This is a genomic window from Vandammella animalimorsus, from assembly GCF_002285265.1.
GTDB lineage: Bacteria > Pseudomonadota > Gammaproteobacteria > Burkholderiales > Burkholderiaceae_C > Lampropedia.
Genome location: NZ_NSJB01000013.1, coordinates 34,289 through 52,679 on the forward strand (window position 1 = coordinate 34,289; position 18,391 = coordinate 52,679).

The 18,391-nt window shown below is 65.1% G+C and carries 17 protein-coding genes; 1 reads left to right on the forward strand and 16 read right to left on the reverse strand.

What is annotated here, in order from left to right; genetic code table 11:
- Positions 1–12 precede the first annotated feature (12 nt).
- A complete protein-coding gene (locus tag CK625_RS12195) occupies positions 13–945 on the reverse strand; it encodes a DMT family transporter (protein ID WP_095540598.1) in 933 nt (310 codons plus the stop codon).
- Positions 946–1,350: 405 nt separating this feature from the next.
- Here CK625_RS12195 and aceA point away from each other — a divergent pair, with 405 nt between their 5' ends.
- Positions 1,351–2,670, forward strand: coding sequence for an isocitrate lyase (aceA, locus tag CK625_RS12200; protein WP_095540599.1), 1,320 nt, complete (start codon positions 1,351–1,353; stop codon positions 2,668–2,670).
- A 184-nt stretch (positions 2,671–2,854) separates the two neighbouring features.
- On the opposite strand, the gene recR is transcribed toward aceA, so the two are convergent.
- From recR to CK625_RS12275, 15 genes are all read right to left on the reverse strand, one after another.
- A complete protein-coding gene (gene recR, locus CK625_RS12205; protein ID WP_095540600.1) occupies positions 2,855–3,478 on the reverse strand; it encodes a recombination mediator RecR in 624 nt (207 codons plus the stop codon).
- Between the two features lie 14 nt (positions 3,479–3,492).
- Positions 3,493–3,831, reverse strand: coding sequence for a YbaB/EbfC family nucleoid-associated protein (locus tag CK625_RS12210; protein ID WP_095540601.1), 339 nt, complete (start codon positions 3,829–3,831; stop codon positions 3,493–3,495).
- 77 nt (positions 3,832–3,908) lie between these two features.
- The gene (dnaX, locus tag CK625_RS12215; protein ID WP_095540602.1) at positions 3,909–6,059 is read right to left on the reverse strand and encodes a DNA polymerase III subunit gamma/tau; all 2,151 of its coding nucleotides are present in this window, start codon (positions 6,057–6,059) and stop codon (positions 3,909–3,911) included.
- Positions 6,060–6,143: 84 nt separating this feature from the next.
- The gene (gene tolA, locus CK625_RS12220) at positions 6,144–7,334 is read right to left on the reverse strand and encodes a cell envelope integrity protein TolA (RefSeq protein WP_095540603.1); all 1,191 of its coding nucleotides are present in this window, start codon (positions 7,332–7,334) and stop codon (positions 6,144–6,146) included.
- 13 nt (positions 7,335–7,347) lie between these two features.
- Positions 7,348–7,788, reverse strand: a complete 441-nt coding sequence (locus CK625_RS12225; RefSeq protein WP_095540604.1) for a biopolymer transporter ExbD — start codon at positions 7,786–7,788, stop codon at positions 7,348–7,350.
- 47 nt (positions 7,789–7,835) lie between these two features.
- Positions 7,836–8,540, reverse strand: coding sequence for a protein TolQ (gene tolQ / locus CK625_RS12230; protein WP_095540605.1), 705 nt, complete (start codon positions 8,538–8,540; stop codon positions 7,836–7,838).
- A complete protein-coding gene (gene ybgC / locus CK625_RS12235) occupies positions 8,537–8,968 on the reverse strand; it encodes a tol-pal system-associated acyl-CoA thioesterase (protein ID WP_238945651.1) in 432 nt (143 codons plus the stop codon). Before ybgC ends, tolQ begins: the two co-directional genes overlap by 4 nt.
- A gap of 244 nt (positions 8,969–9,212) precedes the next feature.
- Positions 9,213–9,608, reverse strand: coding sequence for a cytochrome o ubiquinol oxidase subunit IV (gene cyoD / locus CK625_RS12240; protein ID WP_095540607.1), 396 nt, complete (start codon positions 9,606–9,608; stop codon positions 9,213–9,215).
- Positions 9,605–10,279 (reverse strand): cytochrome o ubiquinol oxidase subunit III, encoded by a 675-nt coding sequence (gene cyoC, locus CK625_RS12245; protein WP_095540608.1) that lies wholly within the window; start codon positions 10,277–10,279, stop codon positions 9,605–9,607. Before cyoC ends, cyoD begins: the two co-directional genes overlap by 4 nt.
- Positions 10,280–10,309: 30 nt before the next feature.
- Entirely contained in the window at positions 10,310–12,352 is a 2,043-nt protein-coding gene (gene cyoB / locus CK625_RS12250; RefSeq protein ID WP_095540609.1) for a cytochrome o ubiquinol oxidase subunit I, read from the reverse strand.
- Positions 12,353–12,372: 20 nt separating this feature from the next.
- Positions 12,373–13,653 carry a ubiquinol oxidase subunit II gene (locus CK625_RS12255; protein WP_095540610.1) on the reverse strand — a complete coding sequence of 427 codons (1,281 nt, stop codon included), beginning with the start codon at positions 13,651–13,653 and terminating at the stop codon, positions 12,373–12,375.
- Between the two features lie 359 nt (positions 13,654–14,012).
- Entirely contained in the window at positions 14,013–15,077 is a 1,065-nt protein-coding gene (locus CK625_RS12260) for a tyrosine recombinase XerC (protein WP_095540611.1), read from the reverse strand.
- Between the two features lie 27 nt (positions 15,078–15,104).
- A complete protein-coding gene (locus tag CK625_RS12265; RefSeq protein WP_095540612.1) occupies positions 15,105–15,896 on the reverse strand; it encodes a DUF484 family protein in 792 nt (263 codons plus the stop codon).
- Positions 15,893–16,816, reverse strand: a complete 924-nt coding sequence (gene dapF / locus CK625_RS12270) for a diaminopimelate epimerase (protein ID WP_095540613.1) — start codon at positions 16,814–16,816, stop codon at positions 15,893–15,895. Before dapF ends, CK625_RS12265 begins: the two co-directional genes overlap by 4 nt.
- A gap of 184 nt (positions 16,817–17,000) precedes the next feature.
- Positions 17,001–18,221 (reverse strand): M20 aminoacylase family protein, encoded by a 1,221-nt coding sequence (locus CK625_RS12275; protein ID WP_095540614.1) that lies wholly within the window; start codon positions 18,219–18,221, stop codon positions 17,001–17,003.
- Positions 18,222–18,391 lie beyond the last annotated feature (170 nt).

The window sequence follows — 18,391 nt, forward strand, 5'->3', positions numbered from 1 at the left end:
AGGGCCCCGTTTTCATGCGGGGCTTGGCCCGCGCGCCGGCCAGGTGGCCAGCACCACCCCCAGCAATGCCAGGCCCAATGCCGCCCACTGCAGCGCGGCCATGCGCTCGCCCAGCACCAGCACCCCGACCAGCGCCGCGCTGATGGGCAGAAACACCGTGAATACGCCCGCCTGCGCGGCCGGCACGCTGCGCAGCCCCGTCATCCACAGCCAGACCGTCCACATGCAGGCCGCCAGGGCATAGAACACCAGCAGCAGCCAAAGACCTGGGCCGACGGTGCGGAAGTCAAAGCCCCAGGCCAGCCACAGCCCAAATGGCAGGCTCAGTACAAAACCCCACAGGTTGATCAGCGCGCTGATGCGCCGTGGCGTCAGGCTGGCGGTGAGCTTCTTGCCAATGACGGCATAGCTGGCCTCGCACAGCACCGCCCCCAGCAACAGCAGATGGCCCAGCCAGGCCCACTGGCCGCGCGGCATGGCCTGCTGCGCTGGCGACGCGGCATCGGGGGCCGTGGCCAGCAGGCCGATGCCCAGCACGGCGCTGGCCACGCCCGCCCAGACTTGTGGCGCCACGCGCTCGCGCAGCAGCACCCAGGACAGCAACGCCACCGCCGCAGGGATGGCGGCCATGATGACCCCGGCCGCCACGGCACCGCTGAGCCGAACACCCGAAATCATGCACAGCGTGAACAGGAAATTGCCCAGAAACGACTCCCAGAACAGCAGCCAGCGGGTCTGGCGCGTCATCGGCGGCTCATGCGGCGGCCTTTTGAGCCAATGCAGCATCGCCAACGCGCCAATGCCAAAGCGCAGCCAGGCCAGCAGCAGCACCGGAAACACCGCCGCCAAAGGCTTGGACAAGGCCACATAGCTGCCCACCAAAGCCATCGAGGACGCCAGGCAGCCATAGGCCAGCAAACGGGGGGAAGAAGAAAAGCGAAGCATCGGCAATGGCGGCAAAGCGCCCGCAGGGCAGGCGCACGGCGGCGCGCGCTGTCAAGGCCTTGAGGGCAGAGGCACAAGCCCCCACCGCAGAAGGAGAGCAGGAAAGCAGAAAAGCAGGTGGACGTGCATCATGCCGCAGCCTGGGTCGTCAGGCATATTTCACAATATGGATTTGCAGCCCGATCGATGAAATTGCATCATGCTGCAACGCAGCAAATATGCCACAATGCGAAAGAGTCTTTTCTCTAAAGGAATGATCATCTCAACCCATTGATTTGACTGCACAAAATTTATGTCTTATATAAGACATAAGATGTCCAGCAAGGCCATGGGCTGCCGCTACAGTACGGGCATCCGATTTTTCGATGCACGTTTTCCTTCTTTTCAACAATCAGGAGTATCCCGATGACTCAATCGCTGACCCGCGAACAACAAATTGCCGCCCTGGAGAAAGACTGGGCCGAGAACCCCCGCTGGAAAGGCATCAAGCGCAACTACAGCGCCGCTGACGTGGTGCGCCTGCGCGGCAGCCAACACATCGAGTACACGCTGGCCCGCCAGGGTGCGGAAAAGCTCTGGGCCAAGGTCAACGGCGGCGCCAAGAAGGGCTATGTGAACGCTTTTGGCGCCATCACCGCCGGCCAGGCCATGCAGCAGGCCAAGGCCGGCCTGGAGGCCGTGTACCTGTCGGGCTGGCAGGTCGCCGCCGACGGCAACACCAGCGAGACCATGTACCCCGACCAGTCGCTGTACGCCTACGACTCGGTGCCCACCATGGTGCGCCGCATCAACAACACCTTCAAGCGCGCCGATGAAATCCAGTGGGCGCGTGGCGTCAACCCGGGCGATGCGGAATTCATCGACTACTTCCTGCCCATCGTGGCCGACGCGGAAGCGGGCTTTGGCGGCGTGCTCAACGCGTTTGAGCTGATGAAGAACATGATCGCTGCAGGCGCAGCCGGCGTGCACTTCGAGGACCAGCTGGCCGCCGTGAAGAAGTGCGGCCACATGGGCGGCAAGGTGCTGGTGCCCACGCAGGAAGCCATCGAGAAGCTGATCGCCGCGCGCTTTGCCGCCGACGTGATGGGCGTGCCCACCATCGTGCTGGCCCGCACCGACGCCGAGGCCGCCAACCTGCTGACCAGCGACCACGACGCCAACGACAAGCCCTTCCTGACTGGCGAGCGCACGCAAGAGGGCTTCTACCGCGTCAAGAACGGCCTGGAGCAGGCCATCAGCCGCGGCGTGGCCTACGCGCCCTACGCCGACCTGGTGTGGTGCGAGACCGGCACGCCCGACCTGGGCTTTGCGCGCGAATTCGCCCAGGCCGTGCACGCCAAGTACCCTGGCAAGCTGCTGTCCTACAACTGCTCGCCCTCCTTCAACTGGAAGAAGAACCTGGACGACGCGACGATTGCCAAGTTCCAGGACGAGCTCTCCGCGCTGGGCTACAAGTACCAGTTCATCACGCTGGCGGGCATCCACAGCAACTGGTACAACACCTTCAAGTTCGCCCACGCCTACGCGCGCGGCGAGGGCATGAAGCACTACGTGGAAATGATCCAGGAGCCCGAGTTCGCCGCGCGCGAGCAGGGCTACACCTTCGTGTCCCACCAGCAGGAGGTGGGCGCGGGCTACTTCGACGACGTGACCACCGTCATCCAGGGCGGCTCCTCCAGCGTCAAGGCGCTGACCGGCTCGACCGAGGAAGAGCAGTTCCACTGATCGCGCCGGCCTGCCCCGGCAGGTAAGCGCCAATGAAAACGGGCCTGCGACTGCCGCTAACGGCAGCGCAGGCCCGCAGTGTTTTCTGGCCTTTGAAACCCCTGTTTGAGCGCGCGGCGCCGCCCAGGCCGAGGCAGCCTGACCTTAGGGGTTGTCCCAAAATATCTGAACGAAACAAGGCCTCTCAGTGCCGATCGGCCAGCGCGTGGGCGATGGTGCTCAAGTCCACGAATTCCAGCTCACCGCCGGCAGGCACGCCGCGTGCCAGGCGCGTGGTGCGGATGCCGCGTTTGCGCAGCGCCTGTTCGATGACGTGGGCCGTGGCTTCGCCTTCGGCCGTGAAGCTGGTTGCCACGATGACTTCTTCAATGTCCGCCTCACTGGCGCGCTCCATCAGCTGGCGCAGGCCCAGCTCGGCAATGCCGATGCCATCGAGCGGGCTCAGCCGCCCTTGCAGCACAAAGTACAGCCCGTCGTAGGCGCCGGTGCGCTCCATCACGGCCTGGTCGGCCGGGGTTTCAACCACGCACAGCCGCGCCTGGTCGCGCCCTGGGTCGGCGCAGGTGGTGCACAGCGGCGCTTCGGAGAAGGTGTGGCAGCGCTCGCAATGGCGCACCTTGTGCACAGCATCAAGCAGGGCTTGGGCCAGTTGCTGCGCTCCATCCCGGTCGTGCTGCAACAGGTGGTAGGCCATGCGCGCGGCCGACTTGGCCCCCACGCCCGGCAGCAGGCGCAGGCATTGCACCAGGTGCTCCAGGCTGTGCGGCGCGCCGGGCTTGCCGGCCGGGCTCGCGCTCGGGCTGCTCACGGCGCGCCCAGGCTTCAGAACGGCAGCTTCATGCCGCCCAGACCGCCGAGCCCGCCCAGACCGGCCGTGAGCTTGCCCATTTTTTCCTGCTCGACCTCGGCGGCCTTGCGCACGGCGGCGTTGAAGGCCGCGGCCACCAGGTCTTCGAGCATGTCCTTGTCGTCGGCCAGCAGGCTGGGGTCGATGGTGACGCGGCGCACTTCGTGCTTGGCGGTCATCAGCACCTTGACCAGGCCAGCGCCGGATTCGCCTTCCACCTCAATGTTGGCCAGCTCTTCCTGGGCTTTCTTCAGGTTGTCCTGCATTGCCTGGGCCTGCTTGAGCAGGCCGGCCATTTGTCCTTTGTTGAACATGGTGTGTTCCCTTCATGGTCATGGGTTGAAATCTGTCTGGCCGTGCCCGGGCCGGTGGGTTGCGGGCCAAGGCCTGCTCACTGCAATGGCGCGGCGCCATCCAGGGGCTGGATGCTGCCGGGCACGACCTCGGCGCCCAGCTGCGCCTTGAGCCATTGCACGGTGGCGTCGTTTTCGACGATGTGCTGCGCCTGCACCAGCTTGCGCTGGCGCTCGGCCTCCTGCAGCTGCGCCGGGCTGTGTTCGGTGGGGCCGTGCTGCAGCGTCAGGGCGCCCAGCCCTTGTTCTTGCAGCAGCGCCTGTAGCTTGCCTTTCAGGCTGTCATTCATCAGTGTCTGATTGGCGATGCGCAGCACCACTGCTGTGGCATCGCATTGCAGCGGCTGCGATTGCATGGCCAGCTCGCGCACCACGGCCGCTAGCCGGCCTTGCTGGTTCAAGCGCTCGACCAGCTCGCGCCAGCGCTGGGCCAGGGCGGCATCGCCAGCAGCGGCAGATGGCTCTGGCGATGGGCTCTGCGGCATGGGCTGCGCGCCCTGCTCCGGCACAGCCGTGGCGCCGATGGTAGAAACAACCGGGGCGGGCGCCGCAGCAGGCTGCTTTGGCTCTACAGGCTCCGGCTCAATTGGTTGCGGCTTTGCGGGCGGTGACGCTGCCGGTGTGGATTGGGCCTGACGATGATCGCCAGCCACCGGGACGGCTGGCTCTGCACTGGCCTCTGCATCGCCCTCCGAAGGCCGGGCGGCCGGGGATTCGGCCTGCGGCGCAGCCACAGGCGCTGTGGCAGGAGCGGCGGTAATGGTTTGCTCGGCTTGTGGCTCAGTCTCTGGCGTGGTTTGTTCGGTTGGCGCCGCAGCAGGGGGCGGCGGCAATTCCTCCCACGGGGGCGGCTCGCTGGGCGCGGGGGATGCGGCGCGGGCCGTATCCACCTTGGGGGCTGCGGCCTGGGCAGGCATGGCTGCGGCTCGCTGCACGGCATGAGCGGGGGCGATCGCTGGCGCAGGCGATGGCGCCAGATCTGGTGGGGCGGCCGCCAGCCCACCCGCCGCCAGGGCACTGGGGCTGGCGGCAGTGTTCATCGGGCTTGGGCCAGGCGCGCCCTGGCCCGGAGGCTGCTTGAAGGCCAGCAGGCGCAGCAAGACCATGACCAGGCCCGAGTATTCGTCGGGCGCCAGACCCAACTCCTCGCGCCCTTTCAGGCAGAAGGTGTAGAGCAGCTGGGTTTCATCGGCCGGCAGGGCTTGCGCCAATGCCAGCGTGCGGCGGGTGTCGGCATCGTCGTTGCCGTCCTCCAGGGCTGCGCTGGCCGCAGCGGCGGGCACGCTTTGGTACAGCGCCATTTGCTGCAGCACCAAGGCCATGTCCTCCAGCAGCGATGCCGCTGGGATGCTTTGCGCGCGCAAGGCATCCGCCAGGGTCACTACAGCTTGGCCGTCACCTGCGGCCAACGCCGCAATGGTGTCGTACACATAGCGACGATCAACCACGCCCAGCATTTGGCGCACCGTGTCTTCCTGCAGTGCACCGTTGCCGTAGGCGATGGCTTGGTCCGTCAGCGACAGCGCATCGCGCATTGAGCCGTGCGCGGCCCGCGCCAGCAGTTGCAGGCTTTCCTTGTCGTGCGCCACGCCCTCGCTGCCCAACACCCGCATCAGATGCTGGGCGATGGTCTGCGGCGCCATCGAGCGCAGGTTGAACTGCAGGCAGCGCGACAGCACCGTGACGGGCACCTTCTGCGGATCAGTGGTGGCGAGCACGAACTTGAGGTATTCGGGCGGCTCCTCCAGCGTCTTGAGCATGGCGTTGAAGGCCGTGTTCGAGAGCATGTGCACTTCGTCGATCATGAAGACCTTGAAGCGCCCCTGCACCGGCTTGTAGACCGCCTGCTCCATCAGGCTTTGCACCTCTTCAACGCCACGGTTGGAGGCTGCATCCAGCTCGGTGTAGTCGACGAAGCGCCCGGCATCGATGTCCCGGCAAGCCTGGCATACGCCGCAAGGCTGGGCCGTAATGCCGCCCTGCCCGTCAGCGCCCTGGCAGTTGAGCGACTTGGCCAGGATGCGCGACACCGTGGTTTTGCCCACGCCGCGCGTGCCGGTGAACAAATAGGCATGGTGCAGGCGCTGCTGCTGCAACGCGTTGGACAGCGCCTTGACGACGTGCTCCTGCCCGACCATTTCCTCGAAATTGTGCGGGCGGTATTTACGGGCAAGCACCAAGTAAGACATAGCGGGCGATTCTAGGGCCTGTTGGGCTTCATTTTTAACCCGCACGCTGGCTGCCTACGGGTCTGCGCCATGAAGCCTCAACAATCAATCGTTGGGCGTAAACACCAACGTGACGGGCGAATGCACGCGGCCATTGTCCTTGGGCAGGGACTGCGCCTTGTCCAGCGCGCGCAGCACGGCCTGATCCCAGCCCGGGTTGCCACTGCTTTTGGCAATGCGCTTGCCAGTGATGCGCCCGCTGGCATCCATGCGCACCTCGACCTCGGTTGCAGGGTTGCCGCTGATGGCCGCCGGGAAATTGATCAACGGCCGCACCTTGGCACGCACCTGTCCACCCCAACCAGCCGAAGGCCCGGACGATTGCGCGGCCGTGCCCCGGCCGCCCGTGCCGCCAGCGCCATCGAGCAGGCCTTGCATGCGGCGCAGCTCGGCCGCGCGGCGCGCTTCGGAGTCGGCCGCTTCCTTGGCCTTGCGCGCGGCCTCGTCGGCCTTTTTCTTCGCGGCGGCTTCCTCAGCTTTTTTCTTGGCTGCGGCTTCCTGCTCCTGCTTTTTCTTACGTTCGGCTTCTTCCTGGGCCTTCTTTTTCGCTGCCTCTTCCTGAGCCTTTTTCTTCGCGGCCTCTTGCTCTTCGAGCTTTTTCTTGCGCTCGGCTTCTTGCTGGGCTTTTTTCTTTGCCGCTTCTTCCTCTTGCTTTTTCTTCAGCGCAGCCTCTTGCTCGGCCTTCTTGCGCGCCGCTTCCTGTTCGAGCTTTTTCTTGCGCTCGGCTTCTTCCTGGGCCTTTTTCCTGGCCTGTTCTTCCTGCTGTTTTTTCAGGGCCGCCTCACGCTCGCGCTGGCGCCGCTCTTCCTCGCGCTTCTTGCGCTCTTGTTCGAGCACGATCTGCGGATCGGGTGCAAGCGGTGGCGGCGGTGGGGGTGGCGGCTGAGGCGCAGGCGGCGGCGGGGGCGGGGGCGGGGGCGGGGCAGGCTCCGGTTCGGGCTCGGGCGGTGGAGGAGGTGGTGGTGGCGGGGCAGGTTCCGGCTCTGGCGCTGGCTCGGGCTCAGCCTGCGGCTCTGGCTCGGCCTGGGCGGCACTGGGCGCAGCCTCTTGCGGCAGGCTGGACCAAACCTCGGCCATGACGCTGTTGTCTGCTGCGCGCTTCCAGTTCGCGCCCAGGATCAGCGCCCCGATCAGCCCAGCATGGACGAGCGCAGCCCATGCCACGGCGCGCAAGCGCAGGGGCGGCTGCGGCGGCGTCAGCGGCACATGGTGCAAGGGTGGCGGGGTCAAAGGCATGGCTGGCAGACCATCACTGTTTGTTGAACAGCAGCGCCACCCGACCGACCTGAGCATCCTTCAGGGCGTTGTAGGTGTTGACCAAATGTTCGTAGCTGGTTTTTTTGTCACCGGCGATCACCACGGCCATGTCCTGCTGAGCGCGGCCCTGTTGCAGCTGTTCGGCTTCCCACTGTTTGGCCAGGCTGCCCAGCTCATCCAGCGGCACGCCGCGCGGCTCGCCCTGCGCGGGACGCCATTCGATCTGACCCGCGCTGTCGACCACCACCTGGGCAATGGCCGCAGGCAGGTTTTCGGATTTGCCCACCGTGGGCGTATCGACCAGCCCAGGCGTGAACATGGGCGCTGTCACCATGAAGATGATCAGCAGCACCAACATCACGTCGATGAAGGGCACCATGTTGATTTCATTGACGGTGCGGCGGTTGCGGCCGCGTCGTGTCACATTGGCCATGGGTGGGAGCTCTCCTTGGCGTAGGCCTGGCGCGCAGCGGGCCGGACTCAGTGCCCTGCGGCGGTCTGTTGGGGGGCGGCGCTGAGGTTGCGCTGCAGGATGTTGGTGAACTCGTCGCCAAAGGTTTCCATGCGCACGGCCATGCGGTCGATCTCACGACTGAAGCGGTTGTAGGCCACCACGGCCGGAATGGCGGCAAACAGGCCCATGGCCGTGGCCACCAGGGCCTCTGCAATGCCAGGGGCGACCGTGGCCAGTGAGATTTGCTCCATGCTGGCAAAGCCGGTGAAGGCGTGCATGATGCCCCAGACCGTGCCGAACAGCCCCACATAAGGGGCGATGGAGCCTACAGTGCCTAGGAATGACAAACCGTTTTCGATCTGATCGAGCTCGCGATTGAAGCTGGCCATCATGGCCCGGCGCGCACCATCGAGCAGTGTTTCAGCCTGGTGGATATGGCGCTCGCGCAACTTGTGGTATTCGCGCATGCCATTGGCAAACATGCGCTCCAGCGGCCCAGCCGTGCGCGCGTTCTGCACCGCTGCGGTATACAGGTCGTTCAGGCTGGCACCAGACCAAAAGTCTTCCTCGAATTCGCCATTGAGCTTGCGAGCCTGCTTGAGCGCTGCACCTTTGCGGAAAATCATCGTCCAGCTGGCGATGGAGCCCAGCACCAGTATCAGCATGACCACCTGTACCACCCAACTGGCGTTGAGGATCAGGTGCGTAATGGACATGTCGTTTGCGTTCATTGGAACAAAGCCTGTACGTGATCGGGGATGCGGGCAGGCCGCATGGATTGGCCATTGACCCAGCCAATGCGCACCTGGGCTTCGCACAGCGTGCTGCGCTCAGCGCCCTGAATGCGCAGCACCTGCTGGTGCATGGTCATCGACGCGCGCCCCATGTGCTGCAGCGCCGCCGTCACCAGCAAGGCATCGTCCAGCCGGGCCGGTTGCAGGTAGCGCAGCGTCAAGTCGGTGACGACGAACATGCCGCCGAGCTGCTCGCGCGCCTGGTGCTGGCCCAGCCCCTTGGCGCGCAGCCATTCGGAGCGGGCGCGCTCCATGAAGCGCAGGTAATTGGCGTGGTAGACGATGCCGCCGGCATCGGTGTCTTCCCAGTACACACGCAGCGGCAGCTCAAACCCCGGAGGCAATTCGTTTGATCGTTCAGTCACTTGCAAAGCACCTTTACAGCACGTCATGAAGTGGCGTGCCCTGCTGGCGAGGCAGCGCAGATTGTATTGAATGCCCGCAGCCTGCGCGCAAACAAAGCTGCGGGCAAATGTAAGGGAAGGTCTGAACGCCCAGGCCGATGCGCGCAATGCGCCCACTTGCAGCGAGCGCCTGTCCGAAGAAAAAACCCCGCTGGCTGGGCGAGCCTGCGGGGTTTTCATTCACTGGGCATGCCAGTCGGGGGTATCAGCGGCGGATGATGTCGCGCGAGCTCTCCGGCACGTATTCAATCTGGTGGTGCGGCATCATGTGGCTGTGCAGCTTGTTGACGATCCAGATCGAGCCGACCAGGCACACGGCCACGGTGAGCACCGTGCCCACCAGCGTGATCAGCGTCCAGCCGCCTTCGGTGCTGGGCTTGAGGTGCAGGAAGTACACCAGGTGCACGATCATCTGCACCAGGCCCAGCCCCAGGATCCAGCCAATGGTGGCCGATTTGCTGTCGAGCACGTCGGCCATGACCAGCCAGAACGGAATCACCGTCAGGATGACCGACAGCACGAAGCCGATGAGGTATTCATTCAGCGTGCCATGGCCGGATTGGGCATGATGGCCTGCGTGGGCGTTGGGGTGGCTGCTCATCCAAGGACTCCCATCAAGTAAACAAAGGAGAAAACACAGATCCAGATCAGATCCAGGAAGTGCCAGAACATCGACAGGCACATCAGGCGGCGGTTGTTGGCCTCGATCAGCCCGTGCTTGCGCAGCTGGAACACCAGCGTCAGCAGCCAGATGATGCCAAACGTCACGTGCAGACCGTGCGTGCCCACCAGCGTGAAGAACGAGGACAGGAAGGCACTGCGGTACGGCGTGGCGCCAACGTGGATCAGGTGATGGAACTCATACAGCTCGATGGCCAAGAAGGCCAGGCCGAATGCCGCCGTCACCAGCAGCCAGTTGATCGTGCCCTTCACGTTGCCCTTGTAGGACTGCAGCATGGCAAAGCCGAAGGTGATCGACGAGAACAGCAGCATGAAGGTGTTGACCAGGATCAGCGGCAGCTCGAACAGATCGGCAGGCGAAGGGCCGGCAGCGTAGTTGCGGCCCAGGATGGCATACATGGCGAACAGGATCGCGAAGATCAGACAGTCCGTCATCAGGTAGACCCAGAAGCCCAGGCCAGTGGTGTTGTTGGGCGAATGGGCATAGCCGTGGGCGTGGCCGTCGCCATGGTGGGCGTGCGGGTCCTCGGCCACGTAATAGATGCGCTCGCCATTGGGCCCGATGGGCGTGAATGCAGTTGTGCTTGTCATAGTCGTGTCAATTGCTCCATGCCATCGGGTTCAGTGGGCCGCAGCTGCCGCGGCAGCGGTGGCCAACTCACGCGTGCGCGCCTCTTCCGTCCTGGCAACCTGCTCGGCCGGGATGTAGTAATCGCGGTCGTAGTTGAAGGTGTGGTAGATCGTGTAGCCAATCAACGCCGCGAACGACAGGATGGCCAGCCACCAGATGTACCAGATCAGCGCAAAGCCCAGCACCACCGACAGACCGGCAATGACCATGCCCGCACCCGTGCCCTTGGGCATGTGGATGGGCACGAAGCCTGCCTGAGGGCGCTTGTAGCCATGGGTCTTCATGTCCCACCAGGCGTCCACATCGTGCACCACGGGCGTGAAGGCAAAGTTGTAGTCAGGCGGCGGCGACGAAGTCGACCACTCCAGGCTGCGGCCATCGCCCCAGGCATCGCCGGTCAGGTCGCGGGTCTTCTCGCGCTGCAGCCAGCCCACGGCGATCGAGAGCACGAAGGCCACGATGCCCACCAGGATCAGCAGACCGCCGATCAGGGCCACGACGAAGTAAGCATGCAGCGAGCCGTCTTCGAACTGGCTCAGGCGGCGGGTCACGCCCATCAGGCCCATGATGTACAGCGGCGTGAAGGCAACCCAGAAGCCGATCAGCCAGCACCAGAAGGACACGCGGCCCCAGAAGTCGTTCATCTTGAAGCCAAAGGCCTTGGGGAACCAGAAGGTCAGGCCGGCAAACAGCGCGAACACGACGCCGCCGATGATGGTGTTGTGGAAGTGCGCCACCAGGAACAGGCTGTTGTGCAGGATGAAGTCGGCCGCGGGGATGGCCAGCATCACACCGGTCATGCCGCCGATGACGAAGGTCAGCATGAAGCCGATGGTCCACAGCATGGGCACTTCAAAGCGCACGCGGCCCTTGTAGATGGTGAACAGCCAGTTGAAGATCTTCGCCCCGGTCGGGATGGAGATGATCATGGTCATGATGCCGAAGAAGGCATTGACGCTGGCGCCCGAGCCCATGGTGAAGAAGTGGTGCAGCCACACCAGCATGGACAGCAGCAGGATGATCATGGTCGCATAGACCATCGAGGTGTAGCCGAACAGGCGCTTACGCGTCAGGGCAGGCACGATCTCGGAGAAGATGCCGAACGCCGGCAGCACCAGCACATAGACCTCGGGGTGGCCGAAGATCCACACCAGGTTGACCATCATCATCGGGTTGCCGCCCAGCTGGGTGGTGAAGAAGGCCGTGCCCAGGTAGCGGTCGGCCGTCAGCAGCACAAAGGCGGCCGTCAGCACCGGATAGATCATCAGGATCAGGATGTTGGAGGCCAGGCTGGTCCAGACGAACACCGGCAGGCGCATCCAGGTCATGCCAGGGGCGCGCATCTTGATGATGGTCACGACGATGTTGATCGAGCCCAGCGTGGTGCCGATGCCCGCAATGTTCAGGGACCACAGGTAGTAGTCCATCCCCGTGCCCGGGCTGTAGTCGATGCCCGACAGCGGCGGATAGACCAGCCAGCCGGTCTGCGCATACTCACCGACGAACAGCGAGATCATGGTCAGCACGGCGCCGGCCGTGGTCAGCCAGAAGCCCAGGTTGTTCAGGAATGGGAAGGCCACGTCGCGCGCGCCGATTTGCAGCGGCACGAGGTAGTTGAAGAAACCCACCAGGATGGGCGTGGCCACGAAGAAGATCATGATCACGGCATGCACCGTGAAGATCTGATCGTAGTGATGGGCGTTCAGATAGCCCTCACTGGCCCCGGAGGAGGCCATGGCCTGGTGGATGCGCATCATCAGCGCATCGGCAAAACCGCGCAGCAGCATGACGATGCCCAGCACGATGTACATGATGCCGATCTTCTTGTGGTCAATCGAGGTGAACCACTCGTTCCACAGATAGCCCCAAACCTTGAACTTGGTGAGCAGCGCCAGGGCCACCACCCCCAGCAGCACGACGGCCACGAAGGTCGCCATGATGATGGGCTCGTGCAGCATGGGGAAGGTGTGATGATCAAACGTGATCCGCCCCAGCAGCGGATGGACGTTCTCATTGAGAATTGCAGCAGACATGGTTTTCTGGCTTTCTAAGTTCAGAGAATGGGCGCAATCGTGGAGCCATCACGGCTGATCTTTTGCCCTTGCACGCTGCCAGCGGGCTGCTCCACGCTGGCCGTGGGCGTGATGGGCTTGAGTGCAGGCAACTTGCGGGTGGCGCGCACGAAGTCGACGGCAGCGCTGTCGCTGGTGCAGACCAAGTCGCCAGGCATCATGCCGGAGAACTCGGCCAGATCCAGCTGGGCCTTGGTCGTGCGGCGCATGTCGTAGCGCAGGCGCTTGAGGTTGTTCAGGCTGTCGATGCCTGCGCCACCGGCCAGGTCGATGCCCATCATTTCATCCATGCACATGGCGCCAGGCATCACGCACAGGTTCAGGATGGCGTGGTACATGCCCTGCTGCACCGAGCCATAGTGGCGGATGCCGAAGTACTGCACGTGGCCGCGCTCGTCCTTCTGGTTGTACTGGTCCAGCGCGAGGTATTCCGTGCGATCGAGCACCTTGGTGGAGCTGCGCACCTTCTCGACCCACTGGTCAAAGCCCGCATTGCTCAGGCTGTGGAAATAGAAGTACATCTGGCTGAAGCCATGGCCGGTGTAGTTCGCGGAAAAGCCCTTGAACTTGCCCTCGCGGTTCATGACGGCGTTGAGCTGGGTCTGCATCGCCGGCATGGCGTAGACCTGACCCGAGAGCGCCGGGATGAAGAACGAGTTCATCATCGAGGCCGAGGTGATCTTGAAGCGGATGGGGCGGTTGACCGGCGCGGCCAGCTCATTGACCGTGGCGATGCCCTGCTCCGGGTAGATGAACAGCCACTTCCAGTCCAGCGCGGCCACTTCGATCTCCAGCGGCGTGGTCTCGACCACCGCCTCGTCGCTGCGCTTGGGATCGATGAAGCGACTCGCCAGGGTCTTGACGGCACCGAGCTCTTCCTCCATGCCGGCAATCTTCGTCTGGCTGTCGATGCGCACCAGCGGGCGATAGGGGTCGAGCAGATAGGTCGAGCCCCAGGTCACCAGCGCCAGCACGATGATGATGCAGATGGGCGCCCCCCAGATCACCACCTCCAGCTTGTTGGAGTGGTAGAAGCCCGAGTCATAGGTGCCGGACTGGTTGCTTTGACGGTACTTCCAGCTGAAGAACAGGATCAGGAACATCACGGGCACGATCACCAGCAGCATCACGAGCACCGAGAAGATCATCAGATTGCTCTGCTGCTTGGCCACATAGCCAGACGGATTGATCAGCGTCCAGTCGCAACCGGTCAGCAGCAGCGGCACCAGCAACAGCGCCGCAAGGGGGGTCAACTTCTTCATACACACCTCAGGAATGGGGCTTTGGCACGACAGCGCCCCGCACCCGGCTGGGCGCGGGACGCTGTCTGTCCGCCGTTCGATTCGTCCGGTGCCAGATTGTGTGGCCCACAGCAAGAAGAGAAAACAGAGCAAACCCCCTCTTTGCGCAGGCAACGCAATGGCGCCCAAACTACCGCCCGGGCATTGAACCAATACCCGGGACAGGCTCGTGGATTCTACCCTTTTTTACAAGAATGAAACCAATTCAGCGCGCCCCTTGCGCAGCACCTTGGCCATGAAAACGCCTGCTGAAACAGGCGCTTGGCGTCCGCCCACGAGCGCGCTGCAAAAGCCGTTGTAAAGAGCCTGTGAACAGGCCGTCATTTCCGGGGTTGGGGCTCTTCTTGCTGCGGCTGCCCGTGGCCGCTTGCCTGCCCACCCGCGCGCGCCTGCGCCCGCGGGTGGGCCGCGTCGTAGATGCGGGCCAGGTGTTGAAAGTCCAGCCGGGTATAGACCTGGGTGGTGCTGATGTTGGCGTGGCCCAGCAGCTCCTGCACGGCGCGCAGGTCGCCGCTGGACTGCAGCACGTGGCTGGCAAACGAATGGCGCAGCATGTGGGGGTGCACCGCCGTGGCCATGCCAGCGGCCTGGCCGCGCTGGCGCAGGCGCTGCCAGGCGCTTTGCGGGCTCATGCGCGCGCCGCGCTGGCTGATGAACAAGGCGTTCTGCGCCGGCCATTGCCGCGCCGGGTCGCGCACCTGCCGCCAGGCCTGCAAGGCCTGCATGGCCGCCGCCCCGATGGGCACGCTGCGCCGCTTTTGGCCTTTGCCGATGACGTGGGCCTCGGCCTCTTGCCAGTCGATCCAGCCGCGGCCTTGCTGCTGCGCCTGGGCGCTGGCGCACACATCCAGCCCCAGCAGCTCGCCAATGCGCAGGCCGCTGCTGTAGAGCAGCTCGGTCATTGCGGCATCGCGCAGCTCCAGCCATTGCGCCGCGCCGTTGGCATCGGCCAGAGGCTGTCGGAATGCGGCCAGCTGCACGGCCTCATCGGCCCCCAGCGCCTTGGGCAAGGGGCGGCGCGATTTGGGCGCGCGCACGTCCTGCACGGGGTTGACATCCAGCATGCCCTGCAGCACGGCCCAGCGGTAAAAGCTGCGCCAGCCGCTGAGGATCAGCGCAATGCCGCGCGCGCTGCGCCCCTGGCTGTGCATGCGCGCCACCTGCTGGCGGATGTGAAAGGGCTGCAGGGCCAACACGTCCAGGCCCTGGGCGCTGGCGGCCTGCTGCAGCTTGCGCAGGTCTTCGGTGTAGAGCGCCAGCGTGCGCTCGGCCAGGCGGCGCTCGAAGCGCACATGCTCCAGGTAGCGCAAGGCGCTGTGCGGCAAAGCCTCGGCGGGCGGCCCCTCTGCCCCCGGCGGGCTGGATGCAGGTTGGCGGCGTGGCATGGGCAAGGCCAGGCGGGGTACGCGGGCTTATTCCAGCGGCAGCTCGGCCTGCCCGCTTTGCTGGCGCGCCAGGCGCTCCTGATGCTGGATCCAGCCGATGGTTTCATCGGGCAACAGGCGCTGCATGGCTGCGCTGGCCAGCTCCGCCAAGCGGGTGAGCAGGTCCGTGCCCATGTCCTGTGTGAAGCGGTGGCTGTCGGAGGAGGTCAGCAGCAAATAGCCAAAGGTGATTTGCTGCGCCTGCGCCGCGCCGGCGCGCAGCGGCAAGATGGCGATGGATTGCACTTCGGCCAGATCGCAGCCCTCGCCGGCCAGGCCTTGCAGCCCTTCGACGCTGCCGCGCGGGCCGCAGTAGGGCTTGGCCAGGCTGGCAATGTGCTGCTTGCTCTCGGGCACGACGCGCTGCACTTCGGGCAGATCGGCATAGGCCGGGGCCAGATCCCACAGGCGCAGGTACACCTGCGGCACGCCAAACAGCTGCTGCAGCTGCTCGGCCAGCAGCGCCGGCAGCCTGGCGCTGTCGCGCTCGCGCAGCATGGCCGCCGTCCAGGCGTGGGCCTTTTCGATGATCTGCGCGTTCTCGCTGCCGTAGCCCATCATCTCGACGATGCTGGCCTCCAGGGCCTTGATCTTCTCGCGCAGCATGAGGGTCTGGCGCTCGTGCAGGCTGACGGTCTTGCCGCCATGCGGGCTGGCCAGCTGCACAGTGCCCAGCACTTCGGCAAAGCGTTCAAAAAACTCCGGGTTGCTGATCAGGTAGCTGGCCACGTCCTCCTCGGTGGCCAGCCCGGCGTGCTGCACGGGCGGGGTGGTCGTCATAAGCTGTCTGCAATCTCAATGGTGCCTTCAAAAACGGTCTGCGCTGGGCCGGTCATCAGCACCTCGTCGGCCGGGCCACCTTGCCATTCTATGGTCAGCATGCCGCCGGGCATGTGGACGTCAACGCAAGTATCGAGCAGCCCCTGGCGGATGCCGCTGACCACCGCCGCGCACGCGCCCGTGCCGCAGGCCAGGGTCTCGCCCACGCCGCGCTCGTAGACGCGCAGGGCGATCTCGCTGCGGCTGCGCACCTGCATGAAGCCAGCGTTGACGCGCTGGGCAAAGCGCGGGTGCCGCTCGATCCAGGCGCCCTGCACCGCCACCGGCGCGTCCTGCACAGAGGCCACGCGCTGCACGGCGTGCGGGTTGCCCATGGACACCACGCTGAGCCAGACGCCTGCGCCCTGCTCGCGCTGCGCACCGGCCGCCGGCGGCTCCAGTAGCTCCGACGGCTCCAGCGGCAGCCACCAAAGGGTGTCCTGATGCTGGGCCTGGCTGCGCAGGCCCTGGGCGTCGAAGGGGATCTGCCCGGGCTGCCAGCGCGGGCAGCCCATGCGCACAGTCACGCGGCCATCGTCCTGCAGCTGCGGGGCGATGATGCCCGCGCGGGTCAGCACGCGAATTTGCTTCTTGTGCGTCAGCCCCTTGTCGAACACATAGCGGGCAAAGCAGCGCGCGCCGTTGCCGCACTGCTCCACCTCGCCGCCATCGGCGTTGTGGATGATGTATTCGAAATCGACCTGGCCGGCCTGCGCCGGCGGCGCGGCCCGCACCGTCAGGATTTGATCGGCCCCGACGCCAAAGCGCCGATCGGCCAGCCAGCGGTACTGCGCCGCGCTCAGGCCCAGCAGGCCTTGGGTTTCATCGAGCACGACAAAATCGTTGCCCGCGCCCTGCATTTTCGTGAAGCTCAATTTCATGGTGTCGTCATGTTGCCTGGGGCCTGCTCAAAATCCCGTCGCAAGTGGGCAAGAAACAAAAAGCCGCCGGGCCTGATGGCCCGGCAAGTTTTTGCGCCGCCCGCAGACCTCCCAAGTCCGCTTGATTGCCTGCCGTGCGCAAAGCAGGCTCCAGCAAGCCCTGCGTCGCGCCAGGGCCATCGCATCACTGGCCCTGACCGGCCTGCTCGGCAAACCAGCGCTCGGCCAGCCGCACCCAGTAGCTGCCGCCCAGCGGGATCAGCGCGTCGTTGAAGTCGTAGCTGGGGTTGTGCAGCAGGCAGGGGCCCACGCCATGGCCCGCCACGCGGTGCCCGCCATCGCCATTGCCGATGAAGCAATAGGCGCCGGGCTTTTCCAGCAGCATGAAGGAGAAATCCTCCGCGCCCATCGACGGCTCTTGCGCCAGGGTGTGCTCGGCGCCCAGCATGTCGCGCATGACGCGCTGCGCCAGCGCCGCCTCGGCCTCGGTGTTGACGGTGGCCGGGTAATTGCGCTCGAACTCGAACTCCACCTCGCACTCGAAGGCGCTGCCGATGTCCAGCGCCAGCTTGCGCATGCGCGCCTCGACCAGATCCAGCACCTCGGTGCGGAAGGTGCGCACCGTGCCGCGCAGCTCGCAGGCATCGGGGATGACGTTGTTGGCCTCGCCGCCATGCACCATGGTCACGGACAGCACGGCCGTGTCCAGCGGCTTGACGTTGCGGCTGACGATGGTCTGAAAAGCCAGCACCATCTGGCAGGCCACGGGCATCGGATCCACGGCCAGATTGGGCATTGCGGCGTGCCCGCCCTTGCCACGGATGCGCACGCAGAACTCGTTGGACGAGGCCATCACCGGCCCGGCGCCCACGGCCATGCTGCCCACCGGCATGCCCGGCCAGTTGTGCATGCCAAAGACCGCATCCATCGGGAATTGCTCGAACAGGCCCTGCTGCACCATCTCGCGCGCGCCGCCGCCGCCCTCCTCGGCCGGCTGGAAGATCAGATACACCGTGCCGTCGAAATCACGGTGGCGGCCATGCGCCCAGTGCGCCGCCGCCGCCAGCAGCATGGCCGTGTGGCCGTCGTGGCCGCAGGCGTGCATCTTGCCCGGCGTCTGGCTGGCGTGCGCGAAGGTGTTGAACTCCTGCATGGGCAGCGCATCCATGTCGGCGCGCAGGCCGATGGCCCGGCCGCTGGCGCCGCCGTCGCGGCCGTGCACGATGCCCACCACCCCGGTCACCCCCAGGCCACGGTGCACGGGGATGCCCCATTGCGCAAGGCGCTGGGCGACCAGCTCGGCCGTGCGGTGTTCCTCAAAACCCAGCTCCGGGTGGGCGTGGATGTCCTTGCGCAATGCCGCCAGCTCCTGCGCCTGGTCAACGATGGAATCAATCAGCTTCATAAATCAGAAGGGGTGTCTCGTGGAGTAAAAAGCCTGCTCGAAGGCCTGGCGCACGATACCACCATTGCAATGCCAGCGCCGCCTGGCGGCCATTGCCGCGGCCGCAGCAGGCTCTGGCAAGATGCGCCCCTGCTGCCCCCTTCCTCACCGCACCGCCACTGCACCGTTTT